The organism is Mesorhizobium sp. M1D.F.Ca.ET.043.01.1.1 (assembly GCF_003952385.1).
Taxonomy (GTDB): Bacteria; Pseudomonadota; Alphaproteobacteria; order Rhizobiales; family Rhizobiaceae; genus Mesorhizobium.
Genome location: NZ_CP034444.1, coordinates 1,557,212 through 1,573,559, shown reverse-complemented (window position 1 = coordinate 1,573,559; position 16,348 = coordinate 1,557,212). Strand labels below are relative to the sequence as shown.

The following is a 16,348-nucleotide window of genomic DNA, read 5'->3' as shown; positions in this document are numbered from 1 at the left end:
TGGCTTGGTGAGCAGCACCTCATGCCGCTATCGTGGGTTGCCGATCACGAGCGCGAGCGGAGCTAATAGGCGTCGGCCGATTGCTGCTGCGCTTCCATCTCCGCCATCTGGATGCCCATTTCGACGAAGGCCGAAAGCACGGCAAAACGGTCCGCGAGCGACACCCGCGCAAGCCCCGCCAGGATCCCCGCGCCGACGGCGTGGGCGGTCGGAAATCCGACCGCTGCCTGGTCGACGGCCGAGCCGCTGTCGCGCCAGCCCGCGGCCAGGGCCAGCCACGAGACGGGTGTCGTCGGCGGCACCTCCACTGCCTGGGAAACCGCTGCGCGGTGGTCGGGATTGCCGGGTTGGCCGACCCAGTCGCCGACGAGCGCCAGCAATTCGAGATCCCTGTCGCCGAGCAGCTCCGCAAGATTGCCCAGGCACTCATGCGCCCACCAGACCGCGGCCCGCTCGGGCAGCAGATAGGCGCAAAAGGTGATTGCCTCTTCGGGCACGCGCCCGGCCAGCAGCGCGCGGCAGAACTCGATCGAAGACTGGTCGGTGGGGGCCGCTTTCATATCGTGGGCGACGGCAGGGCAAGCGCTGAAGAGATCCCGCGCCGTCCTGAACCGGAGCCCGTTGGCCATGGCTGCCCGCCCCCACTAGGAATAGAGGTACTGAAACCCCGGCGGGGGCATTGGTCAAGCCTAGCTTAACAAACAGCGGCCGCTCCGGGCGTGTGTTTGTTCACAGACAACCGTCGCGAAATTTGCTATTTTCCGCCGCAGCGAGATCCGCTCAAACAAGGAGTAACGGTCATGCGGTTGGCCAGCTCAGCCTTTGCATTGGCGGCCGTGCTTTTTTCGACGCACGTTTCCGCTGATCCGCTTCAGAAATCCGAGGACATCGTGAAGTTCTTCACCGGCCAGGGCAAACTCGGTGCGTCGCGCGGGATCTGCGTCGGCACCGAGGAAGAGTGCAAGAGCAAGAACGACAAGAACGCGGCCCCCACCAAGACCGGGCTCGATATGATGATCAATTTCGGCCTGGATTCCGCCCAGCTCGATCCGACCGCGCGCGCCGAACTCGACGAGTTCGCCAAGGCGCTGAAGGACAACCGGCTGAGCACGTTCACCTTCGTCGTCGAAGGCCATACCGATGCTTCCGGCTCGACGCGCTATAACCAGGACCTGTCGCAAAGACGGGCACAGTCGGTGGCCGCCTTCCTGACCGCGAGCGGCGTTCAGGCCGCCCGGCTCGAGGCGATCGGCCTCGGCAAATCGCACCCGCGCGTCGCCAATCCTTACGATCCGGTCAACCGCCGGGTGGAGATGCGGATCAGGACGGAATAAGCCGCGGGCACAAAGTCATCCGCGCGCCGCATACGGCAATCAACGGGAGCCCGGCCAGACCGCCGGACTCCCGTTTCTGTTAAGAGCAATTCCAGGAAAAGTGCGTAGCGGTTTTCCGTCCGGAATTGCGCGAAGACAATCAGGGCTTGTTGAGCACGCCGCCCACCGCGACACCGGTGCCGAAGATCAGCGCCTTGGTCAGGAAGTCGTTGTTGTCGTTCGGCGGCGGGCCTTCCTCGCGAACCACGGTCTCGCGGTCCCGCCTCCGCTGGACGACCTGCTGCTGTCTCTTGCGTGGTTTCTGGGCTACCGGCTTCAGCGTGCGGGTCTTCTGCACCACAGGCTTCTTGGGCGCCGCCGCGCGCGCCTGGTCGGCGGCATTCTTGGCACGTACCGCATCCATCATCGGGTCGGTCTGGATCACCAGGAACGCCAGCTGCTCGCCCGTCAGATAGGTCGTCTGCGGCAGGCCGTTCTTGCTCTGCCAGACGCCGATCGCCTGGCGCGTCCTCGGGCCGATATTGCCGTCGGCCTGGCCAAGCTCGTTGCCCAGCGCCTCGATGCGCAGCTGCAGGTCGATGCGGCCGTCGCGATCGAGCCCGATGGCGTCTTCCGTCAGTTCGGTGCCCGGCGTCCGCTTCATCTCGTCGCTGATGCCGACCGAGGTGCGCACGGCCGAACCGGCATTGGCGTCAGTCCCATTGGCATCGAGGGCCGCGACCTGCTTGTTTTGTGCGTTCGGGTCCTTCAACTGATCGATGTTTAGCTTGGCCACCGTCGCGAAGCGGCCGTTCGGGAATTGTTCGAGATAGGCTTCGTAGAACGGGATGGCGTTCTTCTTCGAAGCCTCGTCCCAAAGACGCTGCTCGACCTCCCAGGAGGGCGGTTCGCTGGCTGCCGCAGGGGCGGCCGCCGTCGTCTTGGCCGCATCGGCCACGGGCGCCGCGACGGGCGCGGCTTCCGCCGCGGGCTTGCCGAGGAAGACCTCGCGTCCGAGCGAAGCATTGTGCCAGGGCCGCTGCCGGCCTTGCGTGGCTTCCGTCACCTCGCCGCGCACCCGCGTCAGGGCGCTCTGGATCTCGATCCCGGGCTCGGTCAGGTGCTTGGCCAGGGCCAGCGAATAGGGGCTGTCGACGCCGTTGCCGTCGAAGGCGATGGCGCCGGGGTCGGTTGCATAGGCGATAAGCACGCCGCCCGTGCCGACGCCGTCGGCCTTCGCTTCCACCGGCGCCAGGCCGGCGCCGAGCGAGCGGCTCTTCGGCAGCGAGGCGGCCAGCGTCCTTGCCAGCGGATTGTCACGGCAGGCGTCGAGGATGATGACGCCGACGGCCGGGTCGGGCGGTAACGCGGCCATGAACTCGTCGATCTGCACGGTGCGGGTCTTGAGATAGGCCGGCGAGGTCAGCTCGGCATCGACCGGGATCAGGTAGTTCTTGCCGTCGACCTGCATGCCGTGGCCGGCATAGAAGATGACGGCGAGGTCGGCGTTATAGGATTCTTCCGTAAACCGGCTGATCAGGCTGTGCATGCCTTGATTGTCCTGGTCGACGCCTTCGATCACCTCGAAGCCGGCATTGCGCAGCGTCGATGCGATGAGCTGCGCGTCGTTGGCCGGGTTGGGCAACGGCACGGCGTTGACATATTTGCTGTTGCCGATGACCAGCGCGACGCGTTTGGCGGCATCTGGCGTGGCGGCCTCGGCGCCGAACGCGGCAAGGACGAACAGAAGAATTCCGCTCAAAAGGACGGCGAACGCTTTCATGGATCTGCCCTCCGCCCCGAGGGGGCGCGTTATCGGTTTCTGCGCATGCTAATTTCCGCTCGCGACAAAGTCGCTTCTGCCAAAAATGGCTTCTGGACGTATGTGATCCCGGCCACAGTTTTGGTTCACAAAAAAACTTTGCAACCACGCGTCAATATACCATTCGCAAGCATCAAAACCAAACGGCTTGGCTGCCGGGGCGCGATCCGCGGGCGACTGAAACCCGGGGTTAACCAGGCTCCAGCGTGCTTTGAATCGAATTGACCAGCGCCGTCATCGCCTGCTTGTATTTTTCGAACTCCGGCGATGTCTGCCGGATCTGCGTCGTGGTCGTCTGCTGGTTCTGATCGGATGCCACGCGGATCACCTTCTGGCCCATCTTCCGTTCGGCCCAGTCGACGACGTAGCTGGTGGTCTTGCCGGTGAGGAACGGATTGGCCTGGATCACAGCGGCCCCGAGGACCGCGCTCAGTTGCGCCGAGCCCGGCGCCGCCAGCACCTGGGCAGCACCCTCCATGCCGAGGAAGTGGCAGAGATAGAGCCGCCCGGCGGTGATCTGGTGGCCGCGGGCGCGAAGATAGGCTTCGCCCTCGCGCGCCAGGTTGCGCACCATCTCGCGCGACAGCGTGGCGTCGTAGCGAAGCGCCAGCAGGTCGGCGGTCGACAGCGAGCGGGCGAGATCGGGCCGGTAGGTGTTCATCATCCGGATCCAGGTCTTGGTGATGAACTGGCCGGCGCCGGTCGCCGAGGACAGCGGGTTCTTGGCCCGTGCGCTGCCGCCGCTTTCGACATGCACGATCCGGTCGGTCAGCGTCTCGACGGCAGCGTCGCCGGAGCCGCCGGAACTGGCTGCAGCATAGGTGGCGACCGTGGTGACCGTCCCCAGCGGATCGATCGCCTCGCCGCTCTGGTAGAGCTCGAAATGCAGATGCGGGCCCGTCGAAAGCCCCGTTGTCCCGATATAGCCGATGACGTCGCCGGCCTTCACCTTGGTGCCGACGCCGCTTGCGATGGCGAATTTCTGCATATGCGCATAGCGCGTCTCGCGCCCGTTGGCGTGCGCGATCTTGACCAGGTTGCCATAGCTGCCGCCATCGCCCTGGAAGGAGATCTCGCCGTCGAAGGCGGCCATGATCGGCGTGCCGACCGGAGCGGCCCAGTCGACGCCTTTGTGGATGCGAACTGTGCCCAGGATCGGATGCTTGCGCGGGCCGAAGGTCGAGGTCATAACCCCGCTGACCGGCGTGACCATGCCATTGGTGACGGTCAGCGAACGGACCTCGTCATTGCCCGTGACGCACGCGTACTGCCCGTCGCTCTGCTGGAAGACGAAACAGTCGAGGCTCTTCTCAGTGCCCTGGACGCCGACATAGAGGACCCTTCCGGAGATCTCGCCCTGGCCGCGCGGCGTCTGCGAATAGATCAGCACCAGGCGCTGGTCCTCGCTGGCGAAAGCGTCGAGGTCCTGTCCGCGCGACATATACATGATCGCCTCGCCGATCACGCTGGTCGGAACCTTGTTGCGCGCCGCCGTCGAATAGATCGCGTCGAGCAGGCGGTACTGCCGCTTCGGCCCGCCCTCGTCGGATGCGCCGGAATAGTTGAACAGGTCCTCGCGCACCCACGGATCGACGCCCGAGACGAAGGCGCCGGCCGCATTGCGCGTCAGCGTGCCGACATAGACGTTCCTGGCGTAGATCGAAACCTGCATGAGCAACATGGTCGTCGTCTCGCGGTTCGGCCTGAACCCGCGCATGGCCACCACATAGCCAGATTGCAGGCCATCGCAGTTGAACAATGCCTTCAGCGCTTCGCCCGCCAGTTTCGCGTCGTCGGCAGAGAAGTGCGCGTCGGCGACGACGCTGTCCAGGCTGCGGTCGTTGAGGATTTTTACGAACGTGTCCCCCGTCGCCTCGAAGCGCTGGTACTCGCTGGTGACGGTGGCGACGGTCGTGTTGTTCTCGATCTCGGTCTTCTTGAAGGCGGGAAGGGCAGCTTCGCCCTGATCGACGGTCTCGCCCCAGCCCGCCTCGGGATCGTCCGCATCCGCCTTGGGCGCAGAAGCCTCAGGCGGTTCGCTCTCGTCCGGCGCCGCCTGAAGGTCGTTCGCCAGATCGCCTTGCTGATCGTCGGCTGCAGCCGGGGCGGGCGGGGCGGCTTGCTGGTCGGGCGCCGTCGCCGAGACTTTTGGCGCGGTCTGCCGCTGCGCCTGGAAGAAGGCGAAATCCTCCTGTGTCGACGGGATCGTCGTCATAAATTTCTCGCTGGCGCTCAGCATCACGTCGGAGAGGATCTCGATCTGCGGCGAGGCGCCGGAACTGTCGAGCTCGGCCGGACGCGCGACGGTCTTGCCCTTCGTTGCGGTGTCGGCGTCGGGCGCCAGCGTGATCCACATCGGGTCGCCGGCGAGGTCGATGATGGCCGGCACATAGACCGAGGCATCGGGCGGTACATCCTCCATGCCTTCGACCGGATGCAGTTCCTCGTCCTCGTCGCCGAACGACCAGTAGTCCTTGGTGAGGTAGAACCCCGTGGCGATCGAAACGACGGCGAGCCCGGCGACACCGGAAAGAACCCAGCGCCAGAGCTTGCGCCGGCGCTCGGCCAGGCGCGCCTGCTTCTTCAACTTGAAGCTCGTGTCGATGCTGTGCGTCACGGGCTGCTTCCGGTCAGGAAATAAGTCCAGCGCACCTGCTCCAGCGTGTCGACCTCGACGAAGCGCGCGGCGATATGGCCGCGCTGCCAGCACTCGTCGATGCCGCGGATCGAGAAGCGGCGGCGGTCGATGCACATCTCGGTCGATCCGTTCAGGATCGCATGGCCGAACACGTCCGTGGCGTAGATGTAGATATAGCGGTTGGTGAGCTCCTCGCGGATGACGTTGACACACTGGTTGGCGCCGATCGTCCACCAGCCGTCGGTCTGGTCGGCATCGTCGACCTTCTGTCCGACGGCAAGGTTGACGACGTCGAGCGTCTGGTTGCAGACCGTGAATTCGGCATGGGCTCTACCGGTGGTGAGGATCGAGAGCAGCACCCCGCCGAGCAGTGCGGCAAGCTTCATGCGGCCGGTCGTATCAGCCCGAATTCGAAGCCGGCCACGCTTCTTGCATGGCAGTGACGGAGAGGAAGGACGCGGGTAGCGGAGTTCCATCGGCGTCCATGTCTATCCGCCAAGTCGGAAGTACTTGGCCGTGGCGGAGAATTGGGAACCGTCGGCCTGGATCTCCTCGAGGATCCTGGGCAACAGCTCCGAGGCCGGCGTCGGCCGCGAGAACATCGCGGCCCGGATATCCCGGGGTCCGGTGATCACCAGCATGATCTGCGGCAGCGCCTTGCCGGCCGCCCTGTCGGCGTCGCTGAGACCGATCGGGATGCTGAACGCCGCCTTGCCCGGCTGCGCCACCATGCGCTCGTCGAGGTTGAAGGCGATGCCCTTGTGGTCGATCAGCATCACGTTGGAAATCAGCCCGCCGCGCGTCACGATCGTGCCGCTGATCGGCGCGCCGTCCGGCACGGACGTCCGGTCGAGAACGAGTTGCGGCCGCTCCGTTCCGCTGCGGTCGAGGAAGCGCAGGAAGTTGGTCACCTCGCATTGTGGCTGGTCGATGAGGCGCACGCTGATATCCGGCTCGAGGTGGAATCTCGACTGGAAATCATTGAGCAGTTGTTCGAAGGGCTGCACCGTTGTTCCAAAACCTTCGATCGCGGCGGCGCCGTCCGTCGCCGATGTCAGGCTCGCATAGAAGCAGTCACCGCCGCTGAAGTCGCGCACCCAGGAGGCGCGCTGCGTCAGCTCGTCGAGCTCTTTTGCCGGCGGCGGAACCTGCGGCTTGGGCAGGTTGATGACGACGTCCGTATTCTGCGGTTGCTTGGCTGCAGGCGGCGTTTGCGGCAGCGGTGCCGGTTGCGTCGACGCGCTCGGAGTTGCCGGCTGGCCAGCCGCTTCGGGCGCGGTCGGCTGGCTGGGAGGCGACGCCGGTGCCTGGCTTTCGGCAGGCGGAGCAGTCTTCGGCTTGGGCAACTTGGACAGAGCCTCGACGAGGTCCGATGCGCTGGGCCTGGTCGCCGGCGGCTTTGCTTCCGGCGCCGGAGAGTTTTCTGCTTCCGTCTGGCTCGGTCCTGACGCCTTGGCCGGCGGCGCCTCGTTGGTTGGTTGAGCCGGCTTCTGGCTTTGCGCAACCTTTGGAGCCGGCGTCGGTGTCCCGGTTGACGGTTTCGCGGGTTCGATCTCGGTCGGCTGCGGGGTTTCGGCCCGATTTTTGGCATCGCTCTCCGGCTGGGCCGCCGGCGTTCTCTGGATCTCCGCCGGCGGTCGAGGCTTGGGTGCGGGCGTTTCGGCGGGCTGCGCCGGGTTCTGCGCGGCCCCTGCATCTGCCGGCTTCCCCTCGGGGCCGGTCCTGGCTTCCGCTTGGGACGGCGCGGGCGAAACAGGTTTTGCCGGCTCATTGCCGGCGGCGTTGTTCGAGGGCAGGGGCCTCGACGTCTCCGGCTGCGGCTTGGGCGTCTCCGTCACCGGCTCCTGGGCAGGCTTGGGCGCGAGAGGCATCGGCTTCTCGACCGCCGGCGGCCGAGGCGACATGACGCCGGCGAAATAGAGGCCGGCGCCCGCCACCACGGCCAGCGCCACCACGCCACCTGCGATTGCCGGGAATCGCGAGCGCTTTGGCCGCGCGGAAGGCGCAGGCGCCGCGGCTCGTGGCGCAGCTGCTGCCGAGGAAGGCCGCGGCTCCGACAGATGCGCCGGCCGCACATGCGGAACGAAGCGTGGCTCGCCGGGGACGGTCGACGGCGGGGACCCGGCGTCCGGCGGCGCCGTCCATGCGGCGCGCGGCAGCCCTGAGCGTTCGCGCGGGGCGAAAGACGCCGGCGGCGGCAAGGTCGCGTCGTAATCGTCGTCTCGTGTTGCCCTGGCGATCTCGGCCATGCTTGCCGGGCGGTCTTGCGGATCCGGCTGCAGCATCGCCTCGATGAGAGACCGGAAATCGGGGTCGATGTCCGACAGGTCCGGCACGGTGCGGCGCTTCTCGATCACCTCATATTGCGAGCCGCTCATATCGAGCGGCTTGCCGCGCAGGGCTGCGGCCAGCACCAGTCCGAGGCTGTAGATGTCGGATTGCTCGCTGACCTCGCCGCCATAGAGGCCCAGCTGCTCGGGAGAGACGTAGTTGTATTTGCCGGCAAACTTTCCGCCGATCAGCGTCTCGCCGCCGACATTGGCAGAGCGGGCGATGCCGAAGTCGATGATCTTGGCGCGCTCGACCCGGCCTCCCGGCAGGATGATGTTGTCGGGCGAGAGATCGCGATGGACCGCGCCGGCCTGATGCACGGCGCTCAAGCCGGAGGTGAGGCGATGGCAGAGCCTGCGCACATCCGGCGGCGACATCGGGCCCTGCCGCATGACGTCGAAGAGCGACTGTCCGTCCACGAACTCCATGGCCAGATAGGGACGGCCGATGCCCGGATCGATGGTGAAGACGTGGTATCGCACGACGGCGTCATGCGACAGATGGTTGAGGATCGACGCCTCCTTCCGGAACAGCGACAGGATCGTCTGGTCGCGCGCGAATTCGGGCAGCACGATCTTGATCGCCACATGATCGCCGGTCTGGATGTTATGGCCGCGATAGACCTCGCCCATGCCGCCGGACGCGATGCGCTCGTCGAGTTCGTAGATGCCGCTGAGCTGCGTGCCGACACCGGTATAGGCGAGGCTCGGCGAGATCCGCGTCTTGTCGTCGTCGCTCATCTCACGCAGCCCCCGTTCCGGACTGAGCCGATTGCAGCGGCCCGTTGCGACGGTCGCCGACGCTCACCATCACGATGGTGACATTGTCCGTTCCGCCGCGCGCCAGCACGGTCTCCAAGAGCTTCTCGCACGCCACCTGCGGCGGCCCTGATTTGACCGCGGCTTCGATCTCGGCGTCGCTGACATGGGCGGTGAGCCCGTCGGTGCTGAGCACGAAGACATCGCCCGGCATAAGCTCGCCTTGCTGGAAATCGATCTCGAGTTCGTCGCTGACCCCGACGGCATGGGTGATCACGTTGCGGCGCGGCCAGGTGAGCGCTTCCTCCGCGCTGATCATGCCGCGGTCGAGAAGCTCCTGGACTTCGGTATGGTCCCTCGAAATCTGCGAGATCGCGCCGCCTCGCACCAGATAGATGCGGCTGTCGCCGGCCCATAGGCCCGCGAACCGCCCGTCCATCGCCAGCAAGGCAGCGAAGGTGGAGCCGATGGTGATGCCGCGCGATCGCGATATGTTGCGGATCTCGGCATTGGCGCGGCTCAGCCGATCCTCGAAGCGCGCGCGAAGGTCCGGCGCCGAGCTGGCGATGCCGATCGTAGCCAGGTGGTCGACGATGCTGGCCGAAGCGACTTCACCGGCCTCATGGCCGCCCATCCCGTCCGCCACCACCCAAAGGCCGGTGCGCGGCTCGACGAGGTAGTTGTCCTCGTTATGGTCGCGCACACAGCCCTTGTGGCTCACGCCGAAGCTCTCGATGGGAAGGGCGACAGTGCTCAATTTGCCACCAAGCGCTTCGCGAGCGTCCTCTGTGACGAACCATGGGCCGCGTGCCCAGGCCAGTTTGCCACAAGCGCATACGTTAGAGTACCGAAATGAAGGCTGGCGCCGGCGACGCTCAGGAGCGCTGGCATGTCAAAACGCCTTCGGACAGCTGAAGGCGGACAGCGCCGGGAGGACCAGGGGATTTGCGGCCGAGCCGGTCTCCATCTTGTAGGCGACATCGCGTCCGCCGATCACGAAGCGCGCCTCGGTGTTGCCGGCATCGCCGGTGACCGTCGCCTTGTCCAGCAGGCGCTTCAAGGCCCATGGCCCTTCGAATTTGAGGGCGGACTCGCGGCCCGGCATTTCCGGCGTCAGGCTGAGGCTCGCGGATCCGGACGCGGCGCCGCTCGGCCAGGTCACGGTGCTGGGCGCGTTGCCGGCCTGAGCGCTCTGCACCGTCTGCCCGTCGACATTGAGCACCGCGCTGTCGGCCTCGCTGTTCAGCGAGGTGGGCGTGAAGGTGATCGCGACCGATGGCGCCGAACCGCCGGACGGGAAGAAGGCGCTCCGGATTTCCGCCGCCGACTGGAACGCCTTCAAGGTCGACTTGGCGAGATCGCGGCCGGAACGGGCATTCTGTTTCCACGTCCAGTCCTGGCCCGTCATGTCGATCAGCGGTGCAAGATTCTGCGCGAAGAACCGGTCCATCAGGCCGCCCGGGGCGAACAGCCTGGCGAAATCGGCAAAAGAGATTTCCTCGCTGCTGTCGCTGGCGAAGGGATAGTGGCCGTTGACGGCTTCCTCGCAGGGGCGCGTGACCGTCTCGTCGAGCGTCTGGTTGAGGTTGGCCACGGAGGTCGCGGCGACATTGCCCTCGAACTCGTCCGCTGCCGCGTCGACCATGCGCGCCAGCTGCTTCGGCAGGCGCGAGGCATTGGCGCGCATAGTCGAAATCTGCAGCTTCAGGTTCGCGTTGACGCGCTCCGTCTGCGCGGGGACATCCGCTGCCAGCTTCATACTCTGGTAGAGGTCGTGGAAGTTCTGCGTCAGCGCATCGAGCGGGCGGCGTCCGGCGGAGCCGCTCACCAGCGCCTGGAACGGCCTAAACTGCGCTTCCACTGTGGCGCCGGCGTTCTGCGCGGTGGACGAGCTTGCCCCGGCGCGGCTTTGCGACTTGCCGCCGGCGATCTGCAGACCGATCCGGGCCAGGCCCTTGGCCATAACAGCCGGATCCTGCTGCGCCGCGCTGGCCCCGCCATCGGACACGGTGTTGTCCTTCGTCAACGCAGTTTCATCGGCGATCGCGGTGAACAGTCGGTCGAGCGGCGAGTCCGGCGACGCGGCGGCTGAGAGCGCGATATATTGCGGCTTGTCCTTCAGCATCGCCTTGAATTTCAACTGGTCGAGCGCGCCGCTCCAGGCGGAAGCGAATTCCTTGCCGTAGCGGTCGATGAGCTCGGGGCCGAGCCTGGGCAGGTCCTGGTCGATGCCGCCCTGCTCGCCGCCGCCGCCGAGGACCCACTGGTCGTCGACCAGCATCTGCGCGATGCGCGAGAGCTGCGGCAGATAGAAACCGTTGAAGCCAGCCCGGGTGTAGAGGCCGGGAACGTCAAGCTCGGAGAGCTCGCTGCCGTCCATGCGTTCGAACAGGAGCTGCGCTTCCGGACCGGCTTTCGCGGCAACGGAAAAGTCCTGGAGCCTTGCAGCGTAGACCGCCGACCTGATCAGCGCCGACGCACGGTCGGCCAGGCTCATGCGTCCGAGCGAGCGTTGCGCCGCCTCGACCAGCGGCTGGTTGAGCTCGAAGACCGGGTCGTAGGCATCGTCGAGCGCCAGCATGGCGCGCAGATGCTTTTCGAGCTGCGCGCGGCCTTCGCGGTTGTTCTCGCCTGGATAGCGGTTTTCTTCCCAGTCCTGCTTCATCCAGGAGACGATCAACTCGTCGTCGACCTTCGGCGCCTTGCCGCCCAGCATCAGATAGATCTTCAACGGCTCGTAAAGCGCGATCGGATCGCCCATCTTGGCCTGGATCGTCCGCTCCGCCTGAACGAGGAGACGGGAGCGGAAGCTCCGCTCCAGCGCCTGCCGGTAGGCCGTCTTGGAGGCCGACAGAAGTCTCTCCCGTTGACTGAGCCCGAAACTCTCCTCGACCGGCTTCGTTTGGGCGGCGGTTTCATATCCCGCCGGCAGGTTGCGCAGCTGGTCGACCGAGCCGATGACGTTCTCGAGATCGACATCGGTCACCGTCGTGCTCTTGAGCAGCGAATCCGCGCTGTCGCGATACTGCGCCATCGCCTGCCTCGTCGAGGCGATCAGCGACTTGTTGGCGAAGAAGCTGAGGCCGAGAACGCCGAGCGCCGCCAAGGCCGCCAGCGCGATCGCGGCGAGGCCGCCAAATCTGGCAAGCCTGTCGCGCCGCTCCGCGGCCCTGTCGAACGAGACCCAGCCTGCCTCCGGGAAGATCACCTTCGCCAGAAGATCATGCAGGAAGAAGCTCTTGCCGGTGCCGGAAAGATGCGCCTGGGAAGCGCCGCCGAAACTGCGGCCGATCGCCCCCAGAACCTGGTCGATGGGCGTTCCTTCCTGCGTGCCCGAGGAGAAATAGAACCCGCGCAGGCTGACCTTGACCTGGCTGCGGGACGGGTCGAACAGGCTGGTGACGAAACGCACGACGCGGGTGCGCAGCGCGCCGAACTGGATCGGGAAGCCGAAGATCGCGATGCGCGCCACCGGGTCGGCCTCGTCCTGAAGGCGGTCGGCGAGCTCCTCTGCCAGCTGCCTGGCCAGCGCGTCGAATTCGGCGGGAGCCTCGCCGATCATGTTCCTGTTGCGGTCGGTGGTCTGGAAGGTCGTCCCCCACACCTTGCGCCGCCGGGCCTCGTCGAGATCGCCGAAATAGTCCATGAAGCCTGAGACGAGGTCGGCCTTGGTGAAGAGCAGGTAGACCGGGAACTGGATCTTCAGTGTCTCGTGCAATTCCCGCAGGCGGCTCCTTATCTCGGTGACATGCGCGTCGAGCTGCTGGTCGTCGAGGCCGATGAGATCGGCAAGGCTGATCGCCAGGATCACGCCGTTGATCGGCTGCCTGGTGCGGTACTTCTTCAACAGTCCGAGGAAGGCGAGCCAGCTCGCCTTGTCGCGCTCGCGGTCCGACTCCTGCGTCGTGTAGCGGCCGGCCGTGTCGATCAGCACCGCATCGTCGGTGAACCACCAGTCGCAGGACCGCGTCCCGCCGACGCCTGCCACCGGCTGGGCGTTGCCGGAACCCGCAAGCGGAAACTTCAGCCCCGAATTGACCAGCGCCGTCGTCTTGCCGGCTCCAGGCGGTCCGATGATGACGTACCAGGGTATCTCATAGAGGAAGTTGCGCCTGCCGCTCGACTGCTTCAGCGTCGCGATGGCCTCGCTCATGCGCGCCTCGAGCACCTGCGAATCGTCGTTGCGCTCATCGCCGCGTGCGATCGCTTTCTCGAGCGCCTTCTGCGCCTTGCGCGCCTGCCAGAGGCGGATGCCGTAAACGAGCGCGAGCAGCGCGACCGCGACGCCGATGATCGTCGCCCTGAGCCAGGCAGGCCCGAGGGGCCTTGTATCGGCAAAGCGGATCAGCGGTCCGGCATACCAGACCGCCGCCGAGAAACCGGCGAGCGCCAGCAGGCTGAATATCCTGAGCACCCAGCGCATCAGTGCCGCTCCCCGCCGGCCTCGCTCACAGCGTCTCCTCCTTCGGAATCATCACGTCGACGCGGCGGTTCTTGGCGCGGCCGTCCGCCGTCGCATTGTCGGCGATCGGCTCGTCCTCGCCCTTGCCGTCGACCGTCATCCGCAACGGGTCCTTCAATTGCGCGGCCATCATTGCCTGGACGGCTTTGGCGCGGGCGACGGAAAGATCGAAGTTGGATTTGAACTGGCTCGACTTCTTCGGCTTCACATTGTCGGTGTGGCCGACGATCCGGATCGGTCCGGGCTCGGTATCCAGAGCCGTGGCGATGTCTGCCGCCACGGGCTGGAATTCCGGTTTCAGCTCCGCCTGCCCGGGGGCGAAGAGCAGCTGGTTGTTGACTTCCACCACGATGAAGTTGCCCTTCGTGCCGACCGTCAGTCCGCCGCCGGCGATCTCCTTGGCCAAAGCTGCGCTGATGCGGTCGATCTGGGTGGTGGTGGGGACGGCAGGGGGCGGCGGAGCGGCTTCCGCGGGTTCTGCGGGCGCCGCAACGCTGGCGCGCTCGATGCTGACCGGCGTCGACGGGTTGAGCGCCAGCAATTCGCTGGCGGTCGCGTCGCCCTCGTCGGTGATGAGGACCCGCAGCCCGAAGAAGGTTGCCGTCACCAGCGTCGCCGCGGCGGCGGCGACCGCCCATAGCGGCAGCCGCGCGCTGGGCTTCGACAGCGTCGCCGCCATGCCTTGCCAGTGGGGCGAGATGTCGTCCTCGGGGCGCGGCCTGAAATAGCGGATCGTGTCGTAGACGTCGCGCCGGACGCGTTCGAGATTGTCCCGTTCGCCGGCCCGCCCGCGATACTGGCCCTCGAACCCGAGCGACAGGCAGGCATGCATCAACTCGAGCAGGTCGTGATGACCCTCCGGGCGGCCGAGGATCTTGTTCAGCGCCTCGTAGAAACCGGCGCCGGTGGGCCTGGCGTGGAAGAACCTCGCCACCAGGCTGTGCCCGCTCCAGCCGTCGTCCTTCGGCCAGGGCAGGTTGCCGACGAGATCGTCGGCGGTCTCGCAAAGCGCGAATTTCGCGATTCTGCCGTCCTCTTCGGCGATGCCGGCTTTCGCCATCTCCCGGTCGAATGTCTCGATCGCTTCTGCGACATGCTCCGCCAAAGGCACAGCTTGCCGTTCGACCGGCATCAGCCGCAACTGGCCGAACAGCATCAGCAGGGGTGCTGCAGCTGCGAGAATTGGATTTGCCGCGGCGTATCTCACGCCATCCGTGGCATGGAGCAGGATTTCCTGCTGCAGCGCGGGCGTCGAAGCGGCGGCCGGCGCAGCGGGAGCCACGCCTTGAACGACCACGGTCCCGGTCGACCAGCCGGTCGGCATCTGCCGGCCGATGCCGGCGTCGAACACCGTCGATTCCCGGGCGGCCGGCGGAGCGGGCGCAACGCCGCTCGGGGTCTCGGGAGTCGCGGGCGAGCGTTGTCTTGGCCGTGGCGCCCGGATGACGGTCTTGTCCGCCGGTCGGGAGGAATCGTCCTTCGAGCTCATCGGCGGCCCACCGTCGAGACGCAGCGGCGGGGAGCGGGTTCGCGCTTTTCATGCCAGGATCGGGCGGCGGGCCGGATGGAAAGGCTCATCTTGCCGAAACATGACATTGCTGCACACGCCCCAAGCCACGCCGCTTTGCCCGCCAGGCAAGCTTCCATGCGCATCCTAATCGGCCAAGCACATAAATAAAATCGGCAGCTGATTGAAAACGGAAGAAGGATGATCAAAGCGTCGGGTTCTTCTGTGAGACCCGTCACATAGCGCCGTGCTCGGCTGGCCTGGTTGGCTATTTCTGCTTGCTGGCCTTGGCGTAGGCTTCGCTGAAATAGGCCAGGAAGACGTCGAGCATGCCGTTTTCGTGCTTCTCCTCCATCGTCCGCCAGGTGGCGACGAGGGCATCCCACGCCTGGCTCTTCTTGGATGAGAAGGAGGCCGGCGGCAGTTTCCTGGCGACGGCCTCGGGCGACAGGTCGTCGAGCAGCCTGGAGAGCGCGGTCTGCATGGCCGCGTAAGTGGCCAGTTCGTGCGTCTTGAGATCCCGGAAAGCGTCCTCGACGCTATGTGCGGCGTCGAGATAGCCGGCTCGGCGTTTCGCGAACATGATCTCCAGTATGTCGTCGGTGCCCGGAACGAATTTCAACGGGTTGTTGTTTTCGGCGCCGATCATCGTGCGGTTCGCGCTTTTGGCCAGCACCTTGGCCGCGGCGCGCGCCTTGAGCAGCAGTGACAATTGCTCGATCGTGGTTCTGAGCACAATGCCGATCTCGGCGGCCACGTCATGCGGATCGCGCGATTGAAGCAGCTCAGGCGACATGCCGGCCGCCTTCGCGAGATCCCGCAACAGCGTGTCGGCGTCCGCGGCTCGGCCGGCCGACGCGGCCGCGGCCGGCTGCTGCAGCGCCGAGGACGTCGAGACCGGCGGCCCCTGTCCGGCACGCTGCTCCGTCGGACTGAAAAACGGCTCGTTGCCCAATTCGAGAGGCCTGCCGGTCGACGGCGGCAACTCGCGTTGCGTCGACCCGGCCCGGGTTTGCGGATGGCCGGTCGCTGGTCGTTCTTCGTCGATCGACACCGCAATGACATAGCGGCCGATCAGCACGCGGTCGCCCTGCGCCAGCCGGTGCGGACCGGCCATGCGCTGGCTGGAGCCGTTGACGAAGGTTCCGTTGCGCGAGACGTCGTAGAGCCAGAAGGCGCCCGCATGGTAGCGGACCTCGCAGTGCCGCCCCGAGATGAATTTTTGCGGATCGGCGAGCGTCCAGTCGCAATTCTCGCGGCCGATCTCGAAGCTGCGGTCGCGCGCGGCGTAGCTCGTCGCGCTGCCGGCGGGCAGCCTGTCGACATTGCTGACCTGGAGAGAGATGAACATCCGCAAGTGTCGCCGAACTTGGTAAACAGATACTTGTTTTCACGCAATTCCGGGCAGAGAACCGCAATGCGCCTTTCCTGGGAATTGCTCCAGCATTCTAGCAGCTTGCGGGAGCGGCGGGAGAGGAGCGTTTCACACCGGCGCACGGGCGCGGTTTAGCCGTCGC

General features: G+C 66.0%; 10 protein-coding genes. 1 reads left to right on the top strand and 9 read right to left on the bottom strand.

The genetic code is table 11. The features are described 5' to 3' along the window. Positions 1–62 precede the first annotated feature (62 nt). Positions 63–629, bottom strand: a complete 567-nt coding sequence (locus EJ067_RS07880; protein WP_126085452.1) for a hypothetical protein — start codon at positions 627–629, stop codon at positions 63–65. 171 nt (positions 630–800) lie between these two features. Here EJ067_RS07880 and EJ067_RS07875 point away from each other — a divergent pair, with 171 nt between their 5' ends. Next, complete coding sequence (locus tag EJ067_RS07875; RefSeq protein WP_189510466.1) at positions 801–1,334, top strand: OmpA family protein; 534 nt, start codon at positions 801–803, stop codon at positions 1,332–1,334. A 139-nt stretch (positions 1,335–1,473) separates the two neighbouring features. On the opposite strand, the gene EJ067_RS07870 is transcribed toward EJ067_RS07875, so the two are convergent. The 8 genes from EJ067_RS07870 to tagH all read right to left on the bottom strand — a co-directional run bounded on the left by EJ067_RS07870 (position 1,474) and on the right by tagH (position 16,182). Continuing rightward, on the bottom strand, positions 1,474–3,096 hold the full coding sequence (locus EJ067_RS07870) for a caspase family protein (protein WP_126085451.1): 1,623 nt from the start codon (positions 3,094–3,096) through the stop codon (positions 1,474–1,476). 229 nt (positions 3,097–3,325) lie between these two features. Continuing rightward, positions 3,326–5,752 carry a M23 family metallopeptidase gene (locus EJ067_RS07865; protein ID WP_126085450.1) on the bottom strand — a complete coding sequence of 809 codons (2,427 nt, stop codon included), beginning with the start codon at positions 5,750–5,752 and terminating at the stop codon, positions 3,326–3,328. Next, a complete protein-coding gene (locus EJ067_RS07860; protein WP_189510463.1) occupies positions 5,749–6,249 on the bottom strand; it encodes a DUF1036 domain-containing protein in 501 nt (166 codons plus the stop codon). Before EJ067_RS07860 ends, EJ067_RS07865 begins: the two co-directional genes overlap by 4 nt. 12 nt (positions 6,250–6,261) lie before the next feature. Further along, positions 6,262–8,844 (bottom strand): serine/threonine-protein kinase, encoded by a 2,583-nt coding sequence (locus EJ067_RS07855; protein WP_126085449.1) that lies wholly within the window; start codon positions 8,842–8,844, stop codon positions 6,262–6,264. Between the two features lies 1 nt (position 8,845). After that, positions 8,846–9,619, bottom strand: coding sequence for a protein phosphatase 2C domain-containing protein (locus tag EJ067_RS07850; RefSeq protein WP_126085448.1), 774 nt, complete (start codon positions 9,617–9,619; stop codon positions 8,846–8,848). 135 nt (positions 9,620–9,754) lie between these two features. Beyond that, the gene (gene tssM, locus EJ067_RS07845; protein ID WP_189510461.1) at positions 9,755–13,285 is read right to left on the bottom strand and encodes a type VI secretion system membrane subunit TssM; all 3,531 of its coding nucleotides are present in this window, start codon (positions 13,283–13,285) and stop codon (positions 9,755–9,757) included. Positions 13,286–13,310: 25 nt separating this feature from the next. Continuing rightward, the gene (gene tssL, locus EJ067_RS07840; RefSeq protein WP_126085446.1) at positions 13,311–14,813 is read right to left on the bottom strand and encodes a type VI secretion system protein TssL, long form; all 1,503 of its coding nucleotides are present in this window, start codon (positions 14,811–14,813) and stop codon (positions 13,311–13,313) included. Positions 14,814–15,099: 286 nt separating this feature from the next. Then, positions 15,100–16,182, bottom strand: a complete 1,083-nt coding sequence (gene tagH, locus EJ067_RS07835; RefSeq protein WP_126085445.1) for a type VI secretion system-associated FHA domain protein TagH — start codon at positions 16,180–16,182, stop codon at positions 15,100–15,102. Positions 16,183–16,348 lie beyond the last annotated feature (166 nt).